We start from the raw sequence: 17,649 nt of genomic DNA, 5'->3' as shown, positions 1-17,649 counted from the left end.
GGTTTCCTGATTTAGCGCACAGCGTCGATGGCAGAGGACACGCCGCTGTCGATGTCACTCGGTGTTGGGCCTATCATCGGACGAAGATGATGTTGCAGCGTCTCGTACAACGCCTGCGCATCCTGTGCTGATGCAACCCGAGCCCACCCTTTGAACAGGTAATGTTCTTCGATATCCGCATCCACGTAATGCCCCACCGGATAATGGCCAAACGCCAGCACCGCCGGGTGACGCTCCACCCACGACAGGCCGTGAAAACCGTTGAAATAGCCGCTGGTGGGAGGATAAATCGCAAACATGGAATAGTGCTGTGCGTTGCTGGAAACCCGCTCACAGGCCATCTGTAGCGATGTCTCTATCCCGTTATCCGCCAGTAATAAAGACAGATACAGATCGTACGGGTCCAGCCCGGCGATATCCTGAAACGCCGCGTTCACGTACAGCCCACCCAGACGCGGGTTGACCTCGATAACCACCGGCCCTGACGCCGTCATCCGGAATTCGACGTGCGCCACCGCGTAGGTCAGCCCCAACGCCTGCAAACAGGCAATGGCATAGTCCCGAATCAGCTGTTGCTGACGTTCAGAGAAAGCCACCGGCGGTGTAATCAGTAGATTTTCCAGCACGGTCGTGCCCTGCGTGGTCAGTAACAGTTTTTCGTTGATCAGCACCGGGAAAACCGCCTGCGATGTCGCCACGCACTCCACACTCCCTTCAATGCCGTCAATATAGGATTCCAGCAGCACGGAACGGCCTGGCACATAGTGGTGTGAATGTCCGTCAAGGTCGGTAAAACGGCACGATTCACCGTAAAAACTGGCTACCGAGGCCCGATCATACTGTTCGATAAACTGGTGGTAGTACGCCTGCAACTGCGGCCAGTCGACGCATTTACGAATAAACGCAGAAGCCGCCCCGTAGGGCGGTTTCGCAATCAGCGGGTAGCCCACCCGCTCGGCTTCACGCTGTAATTCCGCTTCATCGTGGCACAGCGCGTACGCCACCGACCGGACACCAGCCCGCTCCAGCGCCTGTCGCATCAGGAACTTGTTATTACACTGCTCCACCGCTTGTGCCGTGCTGTAAACCAGGCCATGACGCTGGCACAGCTCCGCCACCAGACACCCCATCTGCCCAAGCGGCGAGGCGTGCCCGGCATGGCACAAGACTGCCCGCACCTGATAACGCTCCGCCAGTTGTTGCAGCAGCGCATCCAGCGAAGCCACCGACAGCGTCGGCAGCCAGAACACGTCATCGCTGTCTGCTTCCAGCCGCTGTCGCTGCCGGTGGCCGGTCCATGCCGCCGTCAGGCACAACAGCCCCCGACGGCGCGCTGCCGCAAAGTGCGGCTCACGGTAGGTATAGACCGGCACCGCGGTATCATTCACATCCACAAATAAGATGGCTTCGGGTTTCATACCTTTTTCTCCTTGTGTCGCCACGTGTGCCGTTTAACTGTCCTGCCAGCGACAAACATCGCCCTGCCAGTTGGTGAAACGGTAAAAGCGCTCGCCATCGATGTCTTCAAACTGCGGCATGTCTTGCGCACTGTTCAGCAATGGGACGGTGAACTTCCCTTTCGCATGGGGCAGCACATATTCCGGCAAGGCAATATTGGATACCCGACGTTTCAACCGGTTCATGATGGCAATCGCGTCGCGGATCGATGCTTTATATTCCGAGGCACCCGGAGAAAAAGGCATGAAATGATATAAATAATAGGGCTTCACCCCCATACGATATAATTCAATAAACAACTGCCTGAGCGTGTCTTCGTTGTCATTGACGCCACGCAGTAGCGGCATATTGGAAAACACAATCGGTACAACCTGCTGAATACGTTTTACCGCATCACGAAAGGCATCGCTTAATTCCAGCGGATGGCACACATGTACCCCAAAGGCATTGACGCGATGACGACGCAGAATATCCAGTAACGTGTCGGTAATACGATAAGGATTAAAGGTCAACGAGCGGGAATGAATACGGATTAACAGAGAATCACGGATATTACGGATTGCCCCCAGGCATTCATCCAGTTTCGCGTCCGTCAGCATCATCGGATCGCCGCCACTGAGAATGACCTCTTCTACGCCTGGCGTATCGCGGATATAATTCAGTGAATCCTGAAAGGCTTTTCTTCCGGCATTTTCTTTTTCCGAATCGACCTTTAACGTCCGCAGTGCTTCAAAGCAGAACTGGCAGTAGGAATTACAGGTGTTGACCATCCGCAGAATGACCCGATTGTCATATTTATGCTGACAAATCGGCGTTTTCATTTCATGCGACAGCTCCCAGTTTTCTGATTCACCGTCATAACCGGTCGCGCCATCATCGAGCCAAAACGGCACTACCTGGCGCCACAGCGGATTGTCGATAATATTCTTATACCCGGCTTCTTTTATCAGGTTGGCATAATACGGCGTGATCTGCATCTTACGGCTGGCAAGATTATGGGTAATACGCTGCGCGATCTCATCACTCCAGCCGCCACACGCTGCCCGTAATGCGGGTTCATCACGAATGGCATTTTTCTGCTGCCAACGCCAGTCTGTCCACCCGGAACGCCCTTCTGCCGGGAATAACGCCAGTTCGGTTACCGATATATCCATATTGCCTCCGTGTTTACCGTATTTATAGAGATACAACACCACATCAGGCTGCGAACCATTATTTCCATCACAGAGAAGACTAACCTGGGAATAACTGCATCATGTCAGCCAGCAATAAACATTCGACTAACATGAAAAGATAAACGCCTCTTCTCATAAAAAGAAATAACGATATCAGACAGATGATACATCACCTTGATATTCCTTTTCCCTGTTGTACTCGTCACCGAAGAAAACACCTGAGGTAACAGGCAGTAAAAAATAAAACACCTCTTTGCAGAGGATAATTCTCAACAGATGTGTCACGAAAATCATCATCCGGAATTAATTCAGTTTGAAATAATTTATTCTTTTGGAAAATCTATTTTTGAAAAAACTAATGCCATGACGGGTGATAAACACCATCATCGCGACCTTTTCTCTGAAATAATCCTATTGTTATTATTCTTATAACAAAATGCGTTTTTTGCAAACCGTTAATTAACATTTTAATATCATTTTTCCCTATCACCACGGTTTTCACCGCTGGCATGGCGGCGAGGACGACAACACCATCAGGCTAAAATAGTCATACCGCTTTTCTCCCCATCCCGCGTATTCTGATGAAAACAGCATCATGAGAACCTGATAAAACCTGAGGAGAAACGCGTGGCGATAACCCTTCCTGAAGCCCTGATTCCGGTGGATCCCCGTTTTGGCTGCGGCCCATCACTGATCCAGCTTGATGACCTGACGCGCCTGAAAGATAAAGGGCCACATTTGCTGGGCACCAGCCATCGCAAAGAACCGGTGCGCGCACTGTGCCGCGAGATTCAGCAAGGCCTGCGGGATTACCTGTCGGTACCGGATGACTACAGCATCGTGCTGGGTAACGGTGGGGCCACCGCACTATTCGATATGGTGGGCCTCGGGCTGGTCAGAAAACGCATCGTCCACCACACCTGCGGTGAATTCTCGGAGAAGTGGTTTAAAGCCTCGCGCCGCATCCCGTGGATTCAGGCGGACAACGTCGCGGTGGCATACGGTCAGGCGAATTCCACCTTCGTGACACAAGACGCTGATGTGGTGGCCTGTACGCTGAATGAAACCTCCACCGGGGTGATGAACACCGTGTTACCCGAAGTAGGGGAAGACTGTCTGCTGGCGATAGACGCCACCAGTGGTGCCGGGCAAATCGCCTGTGATCTCTCCCGTGTGGATGTCTTTTTCTTCTCGCCGCAAAAAGTATTCGCCAGTGAAGGCGGGCTATTCGTGGCAATTCTGTCGCCGAAAGCCAAAGCGCGGATCGCCGAGGTAGCCGCTGACCCCAGCCGTTATATCCCGGCGTTCGCCGACTGGCGGCTGGCGCTGAGCAACAGCGAGCAGCAGCAGACTTACAACACGCCGGCGGTGGTGACCTTGTTCCTGTTCGCTGAACAGGTGAAGCGCATGAACACGCTGGGCTTTGCCGAAGTAGAGCGTCAGGCGGCGGAGAAAGCCGAACTGCTGTACCAGTGGGCCGCCGAACGGGATTATCTGTCCGCCTATGTGGCCGACCCGGCAGCCCGCTCCACCACCGTTGCGACCATCGACCTGGCCGATACGATTTCAGCAGACAAGCTGACCCGTTATCTGGACGAGCAAGGGCTGGCGCACGGTATCGAAGGTTATCGGGCGCTGGGGCGCAACCAGTTACGCATCGCGTTGTTCCACAACATCGCCTTTGACGACCTGAAAACACTGACCGCGCTGATCGATTTTCTGGTCGCCAGCGGCGAATTCGCCGCCTGATATCATACCGTCGCTTTAACCGGCAACGCGGTTTTATGAATCAGCCGCCGCAACGAAAATGAGGACTGCACATCACGCAGTCCTTCGATTTTGATCAGTTTCTTTTGCAGGAATTTCTCAAAATCTGACAGGCTGGCAGCCACTACCCGCAGCATAAAATCGTGGCTGCCGGACATCAAATGACACTCCATCACCTCGTCAAAGGTGGCGATTTGCTGCTCAAACTTGCGAAAGGTCGCTTCCGCCTTGGGCTCCAGCGTCAATGAAATGTACGCATTCACCGGAAACCCGGCTTTTTCCTGATCCAGCAGCGTGACATACCGGTCGATCATCCCGGCGTCTTCCAGCTGTTTGAGTCGCCGGGTACAGGGTGTAGCCGACAAACATACCCGTTCAGCTAACTCCGTGGTTTTTAGCCGAGCATCCTGCTGTAGCTCATTCAATATCTGCGCATCGATACGGTCGATCTTCATGAGTGATAATCTCTCTTCCTGCCGTGCTTATGAGTGATAATCCCTAATCTAATCGATAAATGACTTTTCTTTTAGTTAAAAGTCACTCCACGATCAATGTTAATTTGAGCGCTAATACTGAATTTTCAGTCATTAAATACGAAGATATATGCATTTCTTATGGCTAAATTGGACGACATGATGTTAATGAGGGTGATACCGTGCTGAAAGACTCTGTTGCGCTACCCAAGACAGCGGATACCGGACAGGCACCGGTGCTGGCTCATACCCTGAAAGACGATGTGTACGGCCTGATTCTGGGGGTGATGTTTATTGCGATCGGGCTGAATCTGCTGAAACTGTCAGGCATGATCACCGGCGGGATTGCCGGTATTACCCTACTGATTTCCTACCTGGTTCCGCTGTCGATCGGCACGCTGTTTATCCTGACCAACATCCCGTTCATGATTTTCTGCTACTTCAGTATGGGGCGCGCGTTCACGCTAAAGACGTTGGCGGTCAACATTGCCCTGAGCCTCGCCACCCAGGCGGTACCCAACCTGCTGACCATCAACTATGTGCATCCGCTGTTTTCCGCACTGGTGGGCGGTACCTTCCTCGGTATGGGGATTCTGTCACTGGCTCGCCACAACGCCTCGGTCGGCGGTACTGGCGTGGTCACGCTCTGGCTTTATAAACGCTTCAATATCAATGCCGGTAAAAGCCAGATGCTACTGGATCTGCTGGTGTTCGCGATATCCTCGTTCACCATGCCTATTCCTTTGCTGCTGTGGTCCGCGCTCAGCGCACTGGCAATGAACGCTATGCTGATGAACTGGCATAAACCGGGGCGTTATCAGGGTGGGTAAACACAACATCCCCGACTTCACCCCTCGTTTGATGTTGCCCGTGGCCACATTAATAAACACAGCCTGCTCCCCCGCGTATTTCACGGCTGGCGCAAAACTATTATGCATCACGGCGTAACATACCTACGGTATCAATTTATAAACCCGGATCAGTACGGCGGCTCGCTGGGGCTTAAGGCTGGTCAGCGTGCCGATATACACATTTTTATTAATCCAGTCATACTTTCCCTCTGGGGCAATCAGCTCAATCTGTGAAAAAGCGTTTTCGCCTGGTTTTCTGGTTAATGGCGTCAACACACGATTGGTAATACTAATCACCACACCGTCATCGGTTTTCAATTCATAGGTGGCATGCAGGAGTTTATAACCATCCTGCCGTATTTGCTGGCGATCGGCCCCGCCCGGCAACAAGGTTCCCTGAATATTATTACCCGTAAAGGTACCAGAGAGAATAGCAACTATCGCTCGCTCCCCCAACGGGCCTTTTCCCAAATTGACGGGAGGAGCAATATCCGCGGTAATTTCCATCACCAGTTCAGTTTTTGGTGGTGCTTCTTTTGCTACGTTGACCTTTTCGTCAGCCATTACCGAAGAACTGAAAAGACCAATCATTGAAAACACCGTAAACAGCTTGCTGATGGCTTTCATTTTTACCTCACGTAATCAATACATTATTTATATTAATGGTATATAAAATCGGATAAAAACATCCCTGTAATACTTCAAACTGCAGATGCGCTAATTTTATTATTTAGCCCATCCAAAACCTCATCCCTTCGGGCCACAGCAAACCGCTTTCAATTCTGCTCATCACAGAACTGAGGGATATCTGGTTTTTTTTGGAATAGTGTCAATCAACACGAGTGTATTACACTACAACTCGAATTGTTTGGGATATAGGTCTATTTTCAGTCATCAAATAGCCGTATTAACCACAACAAATAATATAAAAATAGCTATTACTGTTATTGTGATTTGTTATTAATTACAAATAAATCTGGCTGATCACATCTATTTACACTCACCCTATACTCATAGAGGCATCTTTGTGAAAAAGTAAAACCAGATATTTCATATGAAAATAAAAAGGGACAACCATGTTATTCAAAAAAATCGTACTGGCAGGCGCAATCATAATGGGGATGACCACTACGACAATCTATGCTGCAACCCCCGATTTACCTGGTTACACCGACGGTGCTCTGGTTATTCAGGTAAAGAAGACCAGCGAACAAATTGATGCCATGAGCGGTATTATTTATTCTCAGGTAAAAAGCACGCGTGCGATACGGCAACTACAGATGTCGTTATTAATTCCTCGCACACAGGATCGTAAACCAGCGATTGTGTATTTCCCCGGTGGGGGCTTTACGTCAGCCGACTATGAAAAATTCTCCGAAATGCGTATGGCGCTGGCAGAAGCCGGTTTTGTCGTCGCCGCGGCGGAGTACCGCGTCGTGCCCGACACCTTTCCAGCCCCCGTGCAGGATGGCAAATCCGCCGTGCGTTTTCTGAGGGAACATGCGGCCGAGTATGGTATTGATCCGAACCGCATCGGCGTGCTGGGCGATTCAGCTGGCGGATATCTGGCCCAGATGCTGGGTACGACCAATGGTGACAAACAGTTTGAACAGGGACAGTTCCTGAATCAATCTTCCGACGTTCAGGCGGTCGTCACCTTGTACGGTCTCTCCAATCTGCTGAATATCGGCGAAGGTTTCCCAGAAAATGTCCAGAAAGTTCATCAATCGCCTGCCGTCACCGAAGCGCTATTAGTTAACGGCACCGCCTTCCGTGACTGGCCGGGCGCAACTATCAGCAGCGATCCGAAAAAAGCGCTGAACGCCAGCCCAATGGGGCATATCAAAGGCAAAAAACCGCCCTTCCTGATTATGCATGGCAGCAAGGACACCCTGGTATCACCGCTGCAAAGTGCCCAGTTATTCAAGGCGCTGAAAGCTGAGGGTAACCGCGTCGACTATGTGCTGGTCGAAGGAGCCAACCATGGCGATATCACCTGGTTCCAAAAACCGATTATTGAACGCGTCGTCAACTGGTTTAAACAGACGCTGGGCGAACCCACAAAATCCGCCGCCAGCAGCACTAAAGCCAGTGCCAACGCGAATCTGTAACACCGGCGCGTCTTATTGAGGAATAAAACAGAACCGGCATCGGCGAATGCCGATCGCTAAGCCTGTTGGATGGGGAAATGCTGGGGTATTACTGACTTGACTGAATCAGGGTGAGGAATAATGTCCTCACCCTGTGGTCACCGTGATGTGGGTACATCACGGCTTCGGTGACCCTGACCCAAAATCATGCTCCATTCAGAAACAGAATTCCGGTATTTCATGCCACCCAGTTTCAAGTTTTTGTTAGCACACGCCTATTTTTTAGGTAATCCTTGATAGGTGTTTTGAATCCACATATCGAATTTTATGCCTTTTTCGTACTGCATGACATCAAACATTTCTGGATCAATTAACAAAAATTTATTTTTGAATTTTTCAAGTTGAAAATCATCCGTTCCAAGTTCGTGTTTTATTCTTTTAAATTTCTTTGTGAAATAACTTGGTTTATAGCCGATATCTTTTTTCCCTAGAGATATTGGTTTGCCATTTTTTGTTAACCCTAAAGACTGAGCAACTCTAAATGCTTCTTCTTTAATTTTAAAAACCTTATCGTGGAATGCCAATCTAATAACAACATCATTTCTTTCTTGACAGTCATATGTTTTGATTTCATTTAAAGCGTCTAGTCGTTGTTTTCACGAAGTTTTACAATTCGCTTTTTTCACCAATTCTTTTATTTTTTTCTTGTGACATCAATGAACTCCTTGACAATTTAAAATTGTGTCTGCGCTTGTTATATTCAACTATTTTAACTTCTCGTCCAAATAGTGAAGCACACTACTTACTATATTAATTACGAACTTTGCTTCAGCTTCACCTATAAGAGTATCGTTTGCGTGAGCAACACTTGCTCTATTTCTAATCGGATTCAACGCATCTAAAATAGAAGTTAGTGAACGCAACATTTTATTCATGTCTTCTGACCGCTCACCAAGCTCTCTAATTTCTCGAACATTTTCCCGAATGCATTTATATAGTTCCGTAATACCTGCATCTGCCCGATAATCTATGTTTTTTTGATCAAGCTGATGTTTCAAATACCCATGCAGCGCCGTATGCACCCGATCAATTGCACTTACAGGACCATTATTAATTATAAGAGCTTGAGCATCTTCCAGTGCCTTATCAACAATTTCACTAGGGGATAGATTTCTTTGTTTAAAGCTAGGTACGTAAGTGTTGTCGAAGTATTCCTTATAGATATCCGGTTTATTGGACTTGATCCATCTTTCGACTTTTGAGTTCCCTAGTAACTTCTCAATATTTTTATCACCCGAATCATAGATGTGCTCTACAACATCGAAAACACAGCCTTCATAATCCTCATCCCCCCACTGCAAGCTCCTTAAGAGCCGAGGATGATTTTGAATAAAATATTCATTTTTAGTTGCATACCCAATAGATTTCCAATCACCTATATCGAATGTTTTAGATATAGCTTCAGAAATTACTGGGATCAGTTTTCTTCTTTGTTCCATAAATAATCTCATAAGAAATGTAGCACCCCAGCGAGCAACGCAAGTGCCTTGAGAGGTTTGTTAGCAACCGCCCTGAATTACAATAATGCATCAAGATATATTTCTTGAATTGGAAAATGGCTTTCAGGTTTGACGATAATCAAAACCTCAGGGTCTAAGACTATGCCTTCATGTTGAGCTCTAGTTACGTGCTGTTGTATCCGGCCTAGGTCAGAATTGATGCAATGAAAGATAACCAAGCTGTATCTATAATTGCTTCTTAATTCCGACAATTTATTAATATCAGACACAAATTCAGCGTAACTCAGATCAGGAGTAGCTTTAACTTCCATCGCAGCAATTTGATGATCAGTCGTATTCGGATCATGAAGTATGAAGTCGGGAGAGCGGCGATTTTCTAATGGGAAAACTCCATGTTTTTTTGCCTCTTCATCGGTAATTACAACTTTTACAAATTCAGAATGAAGATACACATTCTGAATGGGGCCGTGTATACGTTCATGCACATACATTGCAACTCTTAAAAAATGATAGAGTTCATAACAATAAACTCGCTCAACGAACCCAAAATAGCCAGGACCAACTCGCCCAATCGCATACCTAAGCCACTCTAGAAAAATTTCAGAAGTAATCATTATTCACCTAACGCCACTCACTGCGGCAAATTTGAAGCGCAGCGGAAAATCTATCCGACTGTAGCGCTTTGTTATGCATCGATCTGATTCGGTAATAATGGACACTGTGTATCATTACTAAATTTTGGTCAACATATTGGTTGCTACTTTTGTTCTCAGTCACACCTGTAACTCGGAAAAGGGCATAAACGTTTTAGAAAAGGCAATGTATCGATGAGTCAATAAATAAAGGCCAGAGAACGATGCCCTGGCCTTTCGGTTTTCTACAGTAGATGGGTTTCGGCATTAACGCATGGTCACAAACTCTTCCGCCGCCGTTGGGTGAATCGCCACGGTGTTGTCGAAGTCTTTTTTGGTCGCGCCCATCTTCACCGCCACCGCGAAGCCTTGCAGGATTTCATCCATCCCGAAGCCGATGCCGTGCACGCCGACGATTTTCTCTTCCGGCCCCACGCACACCAGTTTCATCCGGCATGGCTGGCGATGCTGCGTCACCGCAGTGTACATGGCGGTAAAAGCCGATTTGTAGACTTTCACCTGTTCGTCGCCGTACTGCTCGCGTGCCTGCGGCTCGGTCAACCCGACGGTGCCGATAGGCGGGTGGCTGAATACCACGGTCGGGATATTGCTGTAATCCAGATGCTCGTCCGGCTTGTTGTTAAACAAGCGCTCAGACAAACGACGCCCTGCCGCCACCGCCACTGGCGTCAGCTCAACAGCGCCAGTATTGTCGCCCACCGCGTAAATGCCCGGCACGTTGGTGTTCTGGAATTTATCCACCACGATGTAGCCTTTGCTGTTGAGTGTGACACCTGCCGCTTCCAGGTTTACCTTATCGTTCGCCGGTTCGCGGCCGATCGCCCAAATCAGGCAATCCACGGTTTGCTCGTACCCGCTTTCCAGTTGCAGCGTCAGGCTACCGTCGGCATTTTTCACCACCGCTTTGGGGATGGACTCCGTGTGCAGCGCCGGGCCTTCGGTGTTCATCACTTCGACCAGTGTTTCCACTATCAGCGGGTCGAACTGGCGCAGCGGCGCGTGTTTGCGCACAAACAAGTGCACGTCAGAGCCGAGCGCGTTCAGCACGCCCGCGATCTCCACCGCGATGTACCCAGCTCCCACTACCGCCACCCGCTGCGGCAGTGCGTTTAACTCAAAGAAACCATCGGAATCAATGCCGTATTCCGTCCCGGGAATGTTCGGGCGCGTCGGGCGACCGCCGGTGGCGATCAGAATATGATCAGCGGTGATACGCTCGCCGTTCACTTCCACCGTTTTCGCATCTACAAAACGGGCAAACCCCTGAATCACCTCGACCTGATTTTTCCCCAACACATTGTTGTAGGACTGGTGGATACGGTCGATGTAGGCACTGCGATTTTTCAGCAACGTATCCCAGTTGAACCGATTGACGGTGACATCAAAGCCATAGTCCGGCCCGTAGTGGTGAATGGCTTCGGCAATCTGCGCCGCATGCCACATGACTTTCTTCGGCACGCACCCGACGTTGACGCAGGTGCCGCCCAGATGTTTGGCTTCAATCAGCGCACATTTCTTGCCGTACATAGCCGCACGGTTGATGGAGGCAATACCGCCGCTGCCGCCACCAATGGCGAGATAGTCATAATGTCTGGTCATCAGGGCTCCACACGCTTGCTTTCGATAAAAGTAAATAGACCGTATCCCGCCGCCACATCGGTTCTGGCACCCAGGGCGCGATACCACTCGCAATGTCATGCTGACGCCAACAAGGTCACGCCAGCAAAAGAAGTAACACCAGAGGAAAGTGTAACGCCAGCAATCGGTATCCGGCAAAGACAGAAAGCGGGATTGTATGAAGAAATGCACAACGGTTCGCAACGGTTTTGGAAATCGGTGCAATAGGTAAAACCGGCTTTCACCGGTTTTACACCTCAATCACCCTTCCATCACCGTATTAAACAACAACTGGTTCAGCGTCTGGTCCATGCCCGCCAGCGTCGCATCCAGCACAGGCCGCTCACGCCCCAACTGATGTTCGATAAATGCATGGACAGCGGGCAATCGGGCACCGTATTGCGCCTCACCGCACTGACGTTTGATGCGCAGCAGATGCGCGATTTCCGCCAGTAAAGCCTGATCGGTCACCGTTCCAGCCAGTAATGTCTCAAAGCGCATCGGCGGAGCGCCTTTACCCGCTTCTATCCATAACGCCGCCAGTATCGGTCTGAGGACATAAAAGTACTTCTTCAGCCGAACCGATTCCCCCTGCAAATAGCCGCGGAAGTTCTTTCGCGCCATGGATAGATAGTGGTAACAGGCACGACCCGGCGAAAAATGATCCGGTGCCAGCGCGCGCATCTGTTTCATGGTGTTCTCATCCTGATGGTACACCACCGGCGAATCCAGCCATTCCATCAGCGTCGGGTTGGCCCGCTTCAGTAAGCCCAATGCCTTACGCAACTCCCACCCGCTGACATCCAGCTCATCATCTATCGGTAATTCAATCACATCCCGGGCTTGCTCAACCCGTAAATACCATTCTGGGGGATGGACATAGATAAAACGCACATCATAATCGCTATCCGGCGAAGCAAATCCCCATCCCCGACTGCCTGACTCACAGGCATAGAGCACACGCACGCCAAACCGGCGTTCTACATCCGCCAGCACACCACGGACACGCTCGCGCATGACAGCACTCACGTCAGATTCATGTTCCATATTTTTCCCTCGTTATGCTTATTATCCTTTTACACACACCACCTGCCGCAGCGTGTGAACAATCTCGACCAGCGATGCTTGCGCCGCCATCACGGCATCAATGTCTTTGTACGCCATGGGAATTTCATCAATCACGTCATGGTCTTTACGGCATTCGACGTGGGCCGTCGCCCGCACGTGGTCGTCAACCGTAAACTGCTTTTTTGCCGCCGTTCGACTCATGGTGCGCCCGGCACCATGGCTACAGGAACAAAAGCTCTCCTGATTACCCAAACCACGCACAATGAAACTCTTCGCTCCCATCGAGCCGGGAATAATCCCCATCTGCCCGCGATGGGCCGATACTGCGCCCTTACGCGTGACCAGCACCGGCTCGCCAAAATGCGTTTCCTGTTGTACATAGTTGTGGTGGCAATCCACCGCTTCCTGCCGGGCGGTAAACGGCCTGGGGATCGCCTGTGCCAATGCCTGCAGCACCTGTTCCATCATCACCTCGCGGTTATGGCGCGCATAACCCTGTGCCCAGCCAACCGCATACTGGTAGTCATCGAAATGACGGCTACCTTCGGCGAAATACGCCAAATTACAGTCCGGCAAATTCGCAATATGCTGTCGCATATCTTGCTGCGCCAGCGTGATGAACAGATTGCCGATAGCATTGCCAACACCTCGGGAACCGCTGTGCAGCATCACCCACACCCGATCCATCTCATCGAGACACAATTCGATAAAGTGGTTACCGGTTCCGAGCGTGCCCAAGTGGTGGTAATTGTTGGTTTTCAGCAACGACGGATAGTGTTCGGTAATACGTTTGAATCCGGCATCCAGTTGCCGCCAATGGGCATCCACACGTGGTGGTGGCTCATGCCATGCGCCTTTATCCCGCCCCCCACGATTCACGCTACGTCCATGAGGAACAGCCTGCTCAATGGCGTTGCGAATACCCAACAGCGTGTCCGGTAAATCAGCGGCAATCAGCGAGGTTCGCACCGCCATCATGCCGCAGCCGATATCTACGCCGACGGCGGCCGGAATAATGGCCCCACGGGTTGGAATCACACTGCCGATCGTAGACCCTTTGCCAAGATGGACATCCGGCATCACCGCCAGATGGCTGAAAATAAACGGCATCTTCGCCGTATTCCGTAACTGTTCGCGGGCTTCAGGCTCGACCGGAACACCGTACGTCCACATTTTTACCGGCACGCCTTGCGGCATATCCAGTACCTGATAATCGTTATGCCTCATGTAAAACGTCCTTTGATTTATTATTTAATCCCATGCGTTATCTTTCACTCACCGTTGACGCCACCCTGGTTACCAGGCGGCGTTATAGCCTTCGGTGTCCATCACGGCCAGCGAGACCAGGTCTATCCCGTAGCACATCAATTGCTGCTCGAGTTGTTCACTGACCTGTTCTCCAACGGTGTGTTTGCTGGTCAGCAATTCAGCAAACCGATGCATTCCCACCACATCGCGCAGCACAACCTGTAAAGCCCGACACAGATGCGCTTTGGGTTTCGCCAGACGTGCAAATGCAGCCAGCACATCGCTGTAGCGCCAGTTCGCCAGTAGCGTCAGACGCACGCTGATCCGATCGGCGGTCAGTACTTCGATATCCTCAACATCCAGCGCCTGTAACCGTGTGTCCACCACATCCACACTCACGCTTCGATTAAAGCGCCAGTAACCATGATTACCGGGTGGCAGTAGTGCCGAGGGTTGCCCGTTGATATGCAAAATCCCGACATGCCATGTCGGAATAGCGGCGACCAGCACGCCGTTACTGCCAGTGACCGCCTGCTCACGTAACTCTGGTTGCAGTAATATCGGCAGCAATCGCGCTGGTACCTGAGCCTGATGGGCAGAAACGCGCTCAATCACCTGCTGTTCATCTCGCCGCCAGTACAAACGCCGGGTACCTGGTAGCAAAATTTCCCGCAGTTGCCCACGGTCATAACGCAAGCCAATCTCATCATCCGCCATATCCGCTGACAGGCAGTAACGCGCTACCCATTCCGGATGAAACTGACGTAGATGTTCGGCAAGCGTCGCGTCAAGCACAGAGCCATCCCGTTCGACGATGGCCACTGACAACCTTCGGGCCCAACCAAACAGGAGATGAGAACCGGTTTCCAATACCTGCCGCACGTTGCCGTTTCGGCTGAGCAAACCCAGTTGCCCTTTTCTTATTGTTATTTTCTTAAACACTTTCTTTTTAATCCCTTTAATAAAACGCCCGGGAATAACATCACCGGCTCCCCCAACCGTAAGCGGGTATGCTTCCCTTCCTGTGTGTAGTGCTTATATTTTTGCTAAAACCGTGCCAGTCCTTCCCTATTCACAAAAATAAATTCAACTTAATGATTTTCAATGAATTTATTTACGCATCACTTACTCTGTTAATCATTAAACCGATAAAGTAATATTTTTTTAGATAAGTATTTATAAAAAAGGATAAAGCATGAAGCGAAGAGTCATGATTGGCGTGCTGGGTACGGCGCTGGATAAACGAGGGAAACGACAAAACCGCTGGAATAGATGGAGACCGACCATCGCCGCCTGCCAGCAACCGGATTTACCCATTGATCGACTGGAATTGCTCTATCAGCCGCGTAGTCTCGGGCTGGCGCAACAGGTTCGGGAAGATATCGGCCAGATATCCCCCATCACCACCGTGAGCCTGCATGAGGTTGAACTCGCCGACCCCTGGGACTTCGAAGAGGTATACACCACGTTTCTCGACTTTGCGGCCCATTATCCCTTTGATACAGAACACGAAGAGTATCTGGTGCACATCACTACCGGCACGCACGTGGTGCAGATTTGCTGGTTTCTGCTAACGGAAGCACGCTACCTGCCAGCCCGGCTGCTGCAAACCGGCCCGTCTGACCATAACGACGAAGCGCCTTCCCCTATCGGGCAGTACACGGTTATCGACCTCGATCTCAGCCGTTACACCGCCATTACCAGCCGCTTCCTGCGGGAACAACAAGCATCGGTTTCATTTCTGAAAGCAGGTATCGCCACCCGTAACGCGACATTTAATCGCATCATCGATCAGATTGAGCGGGTCGCCCTGCGCTCTTCAGCCCCAATTTTGTTAACCGGCCCCACCGGCGCTGGCAAATCCTTTCTGGCCAACCGTATTTATCAGCTCAAGGCATCACGCCATCAGGTCAACGGAAAGTTTGTCGCCGTCAATTGCGCCACACTGCGCGGCGATAATGCGATGTCCACGTTGTTTGGTCATGTTCGCGGCGCGTTTACCGGAGCGCAGCAATCACGCGCGGGGCTGCTGCGGGAAGCCGATGGCGGCGTTTTGTTTCTCGATGAGATCGGTGAGTTAGGCCAGGATGAACAGGCGATGTTGTTGAAAGCCATCGAAGAAAAGCGCTTCCTGCCGTTTGGTTCCGATAAAGAGGTCAGCAGCGATTTTCAGTTGATTGCCGGCACTCACCGGGATATGCCGCACTGGGTGGAGGAAGGGCATTTTCGTGAAGATCTGTACGCCCGCATCAATATGTGGACTTTTCCGCTGCCAGGCCTGGCGCAACGGTGTGAAGATATCGAACCTAACCTGGACTTTGAATTACACCGCTTCGCCCAACAACAACAAGTCCAGGTACGGTTTGATAAAGAAGCACGCCAGCGTTTTCTGGCCTTTGCCTGTTCGGAGCACGCCAGCTGGCGGGGCAACTTTCGCGAGCTTGGCGCCAGCGTACATCGTATGGCCACGCTCGCCGAACAGGGGCGCATTAATACCACGCTGGTAGATGAAGAAATTCAACGTCTTAAACAGCAGTGGCGAGGCCCTGCTGCCACGACAACCTTGCCTGCCCACCTCGGTGAGCTGGATATCTTCGAGCAATGCCAGCTTGAGCGCGTGTTAGAGGTCTGTCGGCAAGCCCACAGCCTGTCAGAAGCCGGGCGTACACTGTTTGCGATTTCACGCCGCCAGAAAAAACAGCCCAATGACGCCGACAGGCTACGCAAGTACCTGGCCCGCTTTGGACTGAGCTGGGATGATGTGAAAAACGCCGACTCGATATAAAGGAATTTGCATGAAACTGATTTTTCTCGGCACCAACGCAGGCGTGCCGACCAAAGAGCGCAACGTCACCAGTATCGCGCTCGACTTGCACGGCATTCGCCCGGCATTCTGGCTGTTTGACTGCGGTGAAGGCACCCAGCACCAGATTCTGCACACCCCAATCAAACCCGGCAAGCTGGAGAAAATTTTTATCACCCATCTGCACGGCGACCATCTGTTCGGGTTGCCCGGTTTGCTGTGTTCCCGCTCCATGGCGGGTATCGACACACCGCTGACGCTCTACGGCCCGGCTGGGTTGAAAACCTTCATCGAAACCGCGCTGACGCTGAGCGGTTCCTGGCTGACGTATCCGCTGGAGGTGGTGGAAGTGGGTCCCGGTACGGTATTCGAAGACGCGCAGTTACGGGTGACGGCGCATGAACTGTCTCACACGCTGTATTGCCTCGGCTACCGCATTGAGGAACGCCCCAAACCGGGGGCGCTGGATGTGGAAAAACTGGCGGCACAGGGCATCAAACCCGGTGCTTATTTCCAGCAGTTAAAACGCGGGGAAACGGTCACTCTTGATGACGGGCAGGTACTGAACGGCTGGGATTACCTCGGCCCCAGTCTGCCGGGTAAATCGCTGGCGATTTTCGGCGATACCCGCCCAACGCCGGAAGCACTCAAGCTGGCTGCGGGGGTCGATGTCATGGTGCACGAAGCCACAGTGGAAGGATCAATGGCGGAGCGCGCTAACGAACGCGGTCACTCCACCACCCTGCAAACCGCCGCCACGGCGCGAGACGCGGGCGCGAAGCGGTTGATCATCACCCATTTCAGCGCCCGCTATGGTCAGGCTGATCTGGAACGGTTACGTCAGGAATGCCAGACGCTGTTTGCGGCGACAGACGTCGCCACTGACCTGGCCACTTTTGAGGTATAACCCGGTATAACAATGGGTT

General features: G+C 51.2%; 16 protein-coding genes. 5 read left to right on the top strand and 11 right to left on the bottom strand.

The genetic code is table 11. The features are described from left to right. Positions 1–11: 11 nt before the first annotated feature. Both DZE2538_RS00180 and DZE2538_RS00175 read right to left on the bottom strand, forming a co-directional pair. The gene (locus DZE2538_RS00180) at positions 12–1,418 is read right to left on the bottom strand and encodes an ATP-grasp domain-containing protein (protein ID WP_038915277.1); all 1,407 of its coding nucleotides are present in this window, start codon (positions 1,416–1,418) and stop codon (positions 12–14) included. A 33-nt stretch (positions 1,419–1,451) separates the two neighbouring features. Further along, positions 1,452–2,612, bottom strand: a complete 1,161-nt coding sequence (locus DZE2538_RS00175) for a KamA family radical SAM protein (protein WP_050568641.1) — start codon at positions 2,610–2,612, stop codon at positions 1,452–1,454. 648 nt (positions 2,613–3,260) lie between these two features. On the opposite strand from DZE2538_RS00175, the gene DZE2538_RS00170 reads away from it, so the two are divergent. Then, complete coding sequence (locus DZE2538_RS00170) at positions 3,261–4,382, top strand: aminotransferase class V-fold PLP-dependent enzyme (RefSeq protein WP_038915276.1); 1,122 nt, start codon at positions 3,261–3,263, stop codon at positions 4,380–4,382. 2 nt (positions 4,383–4,384) lie between these two features. Here DZE2538_RS00170 and DZE2538_RS00165 read toward each other — a convergent pair whose 3' ends face one another. Next, positions 4,385–4,855, bottom strand: a complete 471-nt coding sequence (locus DZE2538_RS00165) for an Lrp/AsnC family transcriptional regulator (protein ID WP_012882771.1) — start codon at positions 4,853–4,855, stop codon at positions 4,385–4,387. A 200-nt stretch (positions 4,856–5,055) separates the two neighbouring features. On the opposite strand from DZE2538_RS00165, the gene DZE2538_RS00160 reads away from it, so the two are divergent. After that, positions 5,056–5,703, top strand: coding sequence for a YitT family protein (locus DZE2538_RS00160; protein ID WP_038915275.1), 648 nt, complete (start codon positions 5,056–5,058; stop codon positions 5,701–5,703). Between the two features lie 123 nt (positions 5,704–5,826). On the opposite strand, the gene DZE2538_RS00155 is transcribed toward DZE2538_RS00160, so the two are convergent. Then, on the bottom strand, positions 5,827–6,351 hold the full coding sequence (locus DZE2538_RS00155) for a DUF3237 domain-containing protein (protein ID WP_050568640.1): 525 nt from the start codon (positions 6,349–6,351) through the stop codon (positions 5,827–5,829). 449 nt (positions 6,352–6,800) lie between these two features. Between DZE2538_RS00155 and DZE2538_RS00150 the strand changes: the two genes are divergently transcribed. Then, positions 6,801–7,835, top strand: a complete 1,035-nt coding sequence (locus DZE2538_RS00150; RefSeq protein ID WP_038915274.1) for an alpha/beta hydrolase — start codon at positions 6,801–6,803, stop codon at positions 7,833–7,835. A 254-nt stretch (positions 7,836–8,089) separates the two neighbouring features. Here the strand turns inward: DZE2538_RS00150 and DZE2538_RS00145 are convergent, their stop codons facing one another. The 7 genes from DZE2538_RS00145 to DZE2538_RS00115 all read right to left on the bottom strand — a co-directional run bounded on the left by DZE2538_RS00145 (position 8,090) and on the right by DZE2538_RS00115 (position 14,862). After that, positions 8,090–8,398 (bottom strand): hypothetical protein, encoded by a 309-nt coding sequence (locus DZE2538_RS00145; RefSeq protein ID WP_050568639.1) that lies wholly within the window; start codon positions 8,396–8,398, stop codon positions 8,090–8,092. Positions 8,399–8,578: 180 nt separating this feature from the next. Continuing rightward, a complete protein-coding gene (locus DZE2538_RS20005) occupies positions 8,579–9,313 on the bottom strand; it encodes an abortive infection family protein (RefSeq protein WP_161624048.1) in 735 nt (244 codons plus the stop codon). Positions 9,314–9,390: 77 nt separating this feature from the next. Continuing rightward, positions 9,391–9,948, bottom strand: coding sequence for a hypothetical protein (locus tag DZE2538_RS00135; protein WP_038915273.1), 558 nt, complete (start codon positions 9,946–9,948; stop codon positions 9,391–9,393). Between the two features lie 285 nt (positions 9,949–10,233). Next, positions 10,234–11,586: a glutathione-disulfide reductase gene (gorA, locus tag DZE2538_RS00130; protein WP_038915272.1), complete on the bottom strand. Its 1,353-nt coding sequence runs from the start codon at positions 11,584–11,586 to the stop codon at positions 10,234–10,236. A 279-nt stretch (positions 11,587–11,865) separates the two neighbouring features. Next, positions 11,866–12,651 carry a nucleotidyltransferase domain-containing protein gene (locus DZE2538_RS00125; RefSeq protein ID WP_038915271.1) on the bottom strand — a complete coding sequence of 262 codons (786 nt, stop codon included), beginning with the start codon at positions 12,649–12,651 and terminating at the stop codon, positions 11,866–11,868. Positions 12,652–12,672: 21 nt separating this feature from the next. Continuing rightward, on the bottom strand, positions 12,673–13,899 hold the full coding sequence (locus DZE2538_RS00120; protein WP_038915270.1) for an RtcB family protein: 1,227 nt from the start codon (positions 13,897–13,899) through the stop codon (positions 12,673–12,675). 69 nt (positions 13,900–13,968) lie between these two features. Beyond that, positions 13,969–14,862, bottom strand: coding sequence for an SPFH domain-containing protein (locus DZE2538_RS00115; RefSeq protein ID WP_038915269.1), 894 nt, complete (start codon positions 14,860–14,862; stop codon positions 13,969–13,971). Positions 14,863–15,115: 253 nt separating this feature from the next. On the opposite strand from DZE2538_RS00115, the gene rtcR reads away from it, so the two are divergent. Further along, positions 15,116–16,705 (top strand): RNA repair transcriptional activator RtcR, encoded by a 1,590-nt coding sequence (gene rtcR, locus DZE2538_RS00110; protein WP_038915268.1) that lies wholly within the window; start codon positions 15,116–15,118, stop codon positions 16,703–16,705. A gap of 10 nt (positions 16,706–16,715) precedes the next feature. Beyond that, complete coding sequence (gene rnz, locus DZE2538_RS00105) at positions 16,716–17,630, top strand: ribonuclease Z (RefSeq protein ID WP_038915267.1); 915 nt, start codon at positions 16,716–16,718, stop codon at positions 17,628–17,630. Positions 17,631–17,649: the final 19 nt, after the last annotated feature.

This window comes from Dickeya zeae NCPPB 2538, from assembly GCF_000406165.1.
GTDB classification, from domain to species: domain Bacteria; phylum Pseudomonadota; class Gammaproteobacteria; order Enterobacterales; family Enterobacteriaceae; genus Dickeya; species Dickeya zeae.
Note: the sequence above shows the minus strand (reverse complement) of the source record. Positions and strands in the feature narration are given on the sequence as shown.

What these genes read in the sequence shown, in the direction of transcription:
- DZE2538_RS00180 (WP_038915277.1), bottom strand. Translation starts at nt 1,418, where the DNA reads ATGAAACCCGAAGCCATCTTATTTGTGGATGTGAATGATACCGCGGTG.
- DZE2538_RS00155 (WP_050568640.1), bottom strand. Translation starts at nt 6,351, where the DNA reads ATGAAAGCCATCAGCAAGCTGTTTACGGTGTTTTCAATGATTGGTCTT.
- DZE2538_RS00120 (WP_038915270.1), bottom strand. Translation starts at nt 13,899, where the DNA reads ATGAGGCATAACGATTATCAGGTACTGGATATGCCGCAAGGCGTGCCG.
- DZE2538_RS00165 (WP_012882771.1), bottom strand. Translation starts at nt 4,855, where the DNA reads ATGAAGATCGACCGTATCGATGCGCAGATATTGAATGAGCTACAGCAG.
- DZE2538_RS00175 (WP_050568641.1), bottom strand. Translation starts at nt 2,612, where the DNA reads ATGGATATATCGGTAACCGAACTGGCGTTATTCCCGGCAGAAGGGCGT.
- DZE2538_RS20005 (WP_161624048.1), bottom strand. Translation starts at nt 9,313, where the DNA reads ATGGAACAAAGAAGAAAACTGATCCCAGTAATTTCTGAAGCTATATCT.
- rnz (WP_038915267.1), top strand. Translation starts at nt 16,716, where the DNA reads ATGAAACTGATTTTTCTCGGCACCAACGCAGGCGTGCCGACCAAAGAG.
- DZE2538_RS00135 (WP_038915273.1), bottom strand. Translation starts at nt 9,948, where the DNA reads ATGATTACTTCTGAAATTTTTCTAGAGTGGCTTAGGTATGCGATTGGG.
- rtcR (WP_038915268.1), top strand. Translation starts at nt 15,116, where the DNA reads ATGAAGCGAAGAGTCATGATTGGCGTGCTGGGTACGGCGCTGGATAAA.
- DZE2538_RS00125 (WP_038915271.1), bottom strand. Translation starts at nt 12,651, where the DNA reads ATGGAACATGAATCTGACGTGAGTGCTGTCATGCGCGAGCGTGTCCGT.
- DZE2538_RS00150 (WP_038915274.1), top strand. Translation starts at nt 6,801, where the DNA reads ATGTTATTCAAAAAAATCGTACTGGCAGGCGCAATCATAATGGGGATG.
- gorA (WP_038915272.1), bottom strand. Translation starts at nt 11,586, where the DNA reads ATGACCAGACATTATGACTATCTCGCCATTGGTGGCGGCAGCGGCGGT.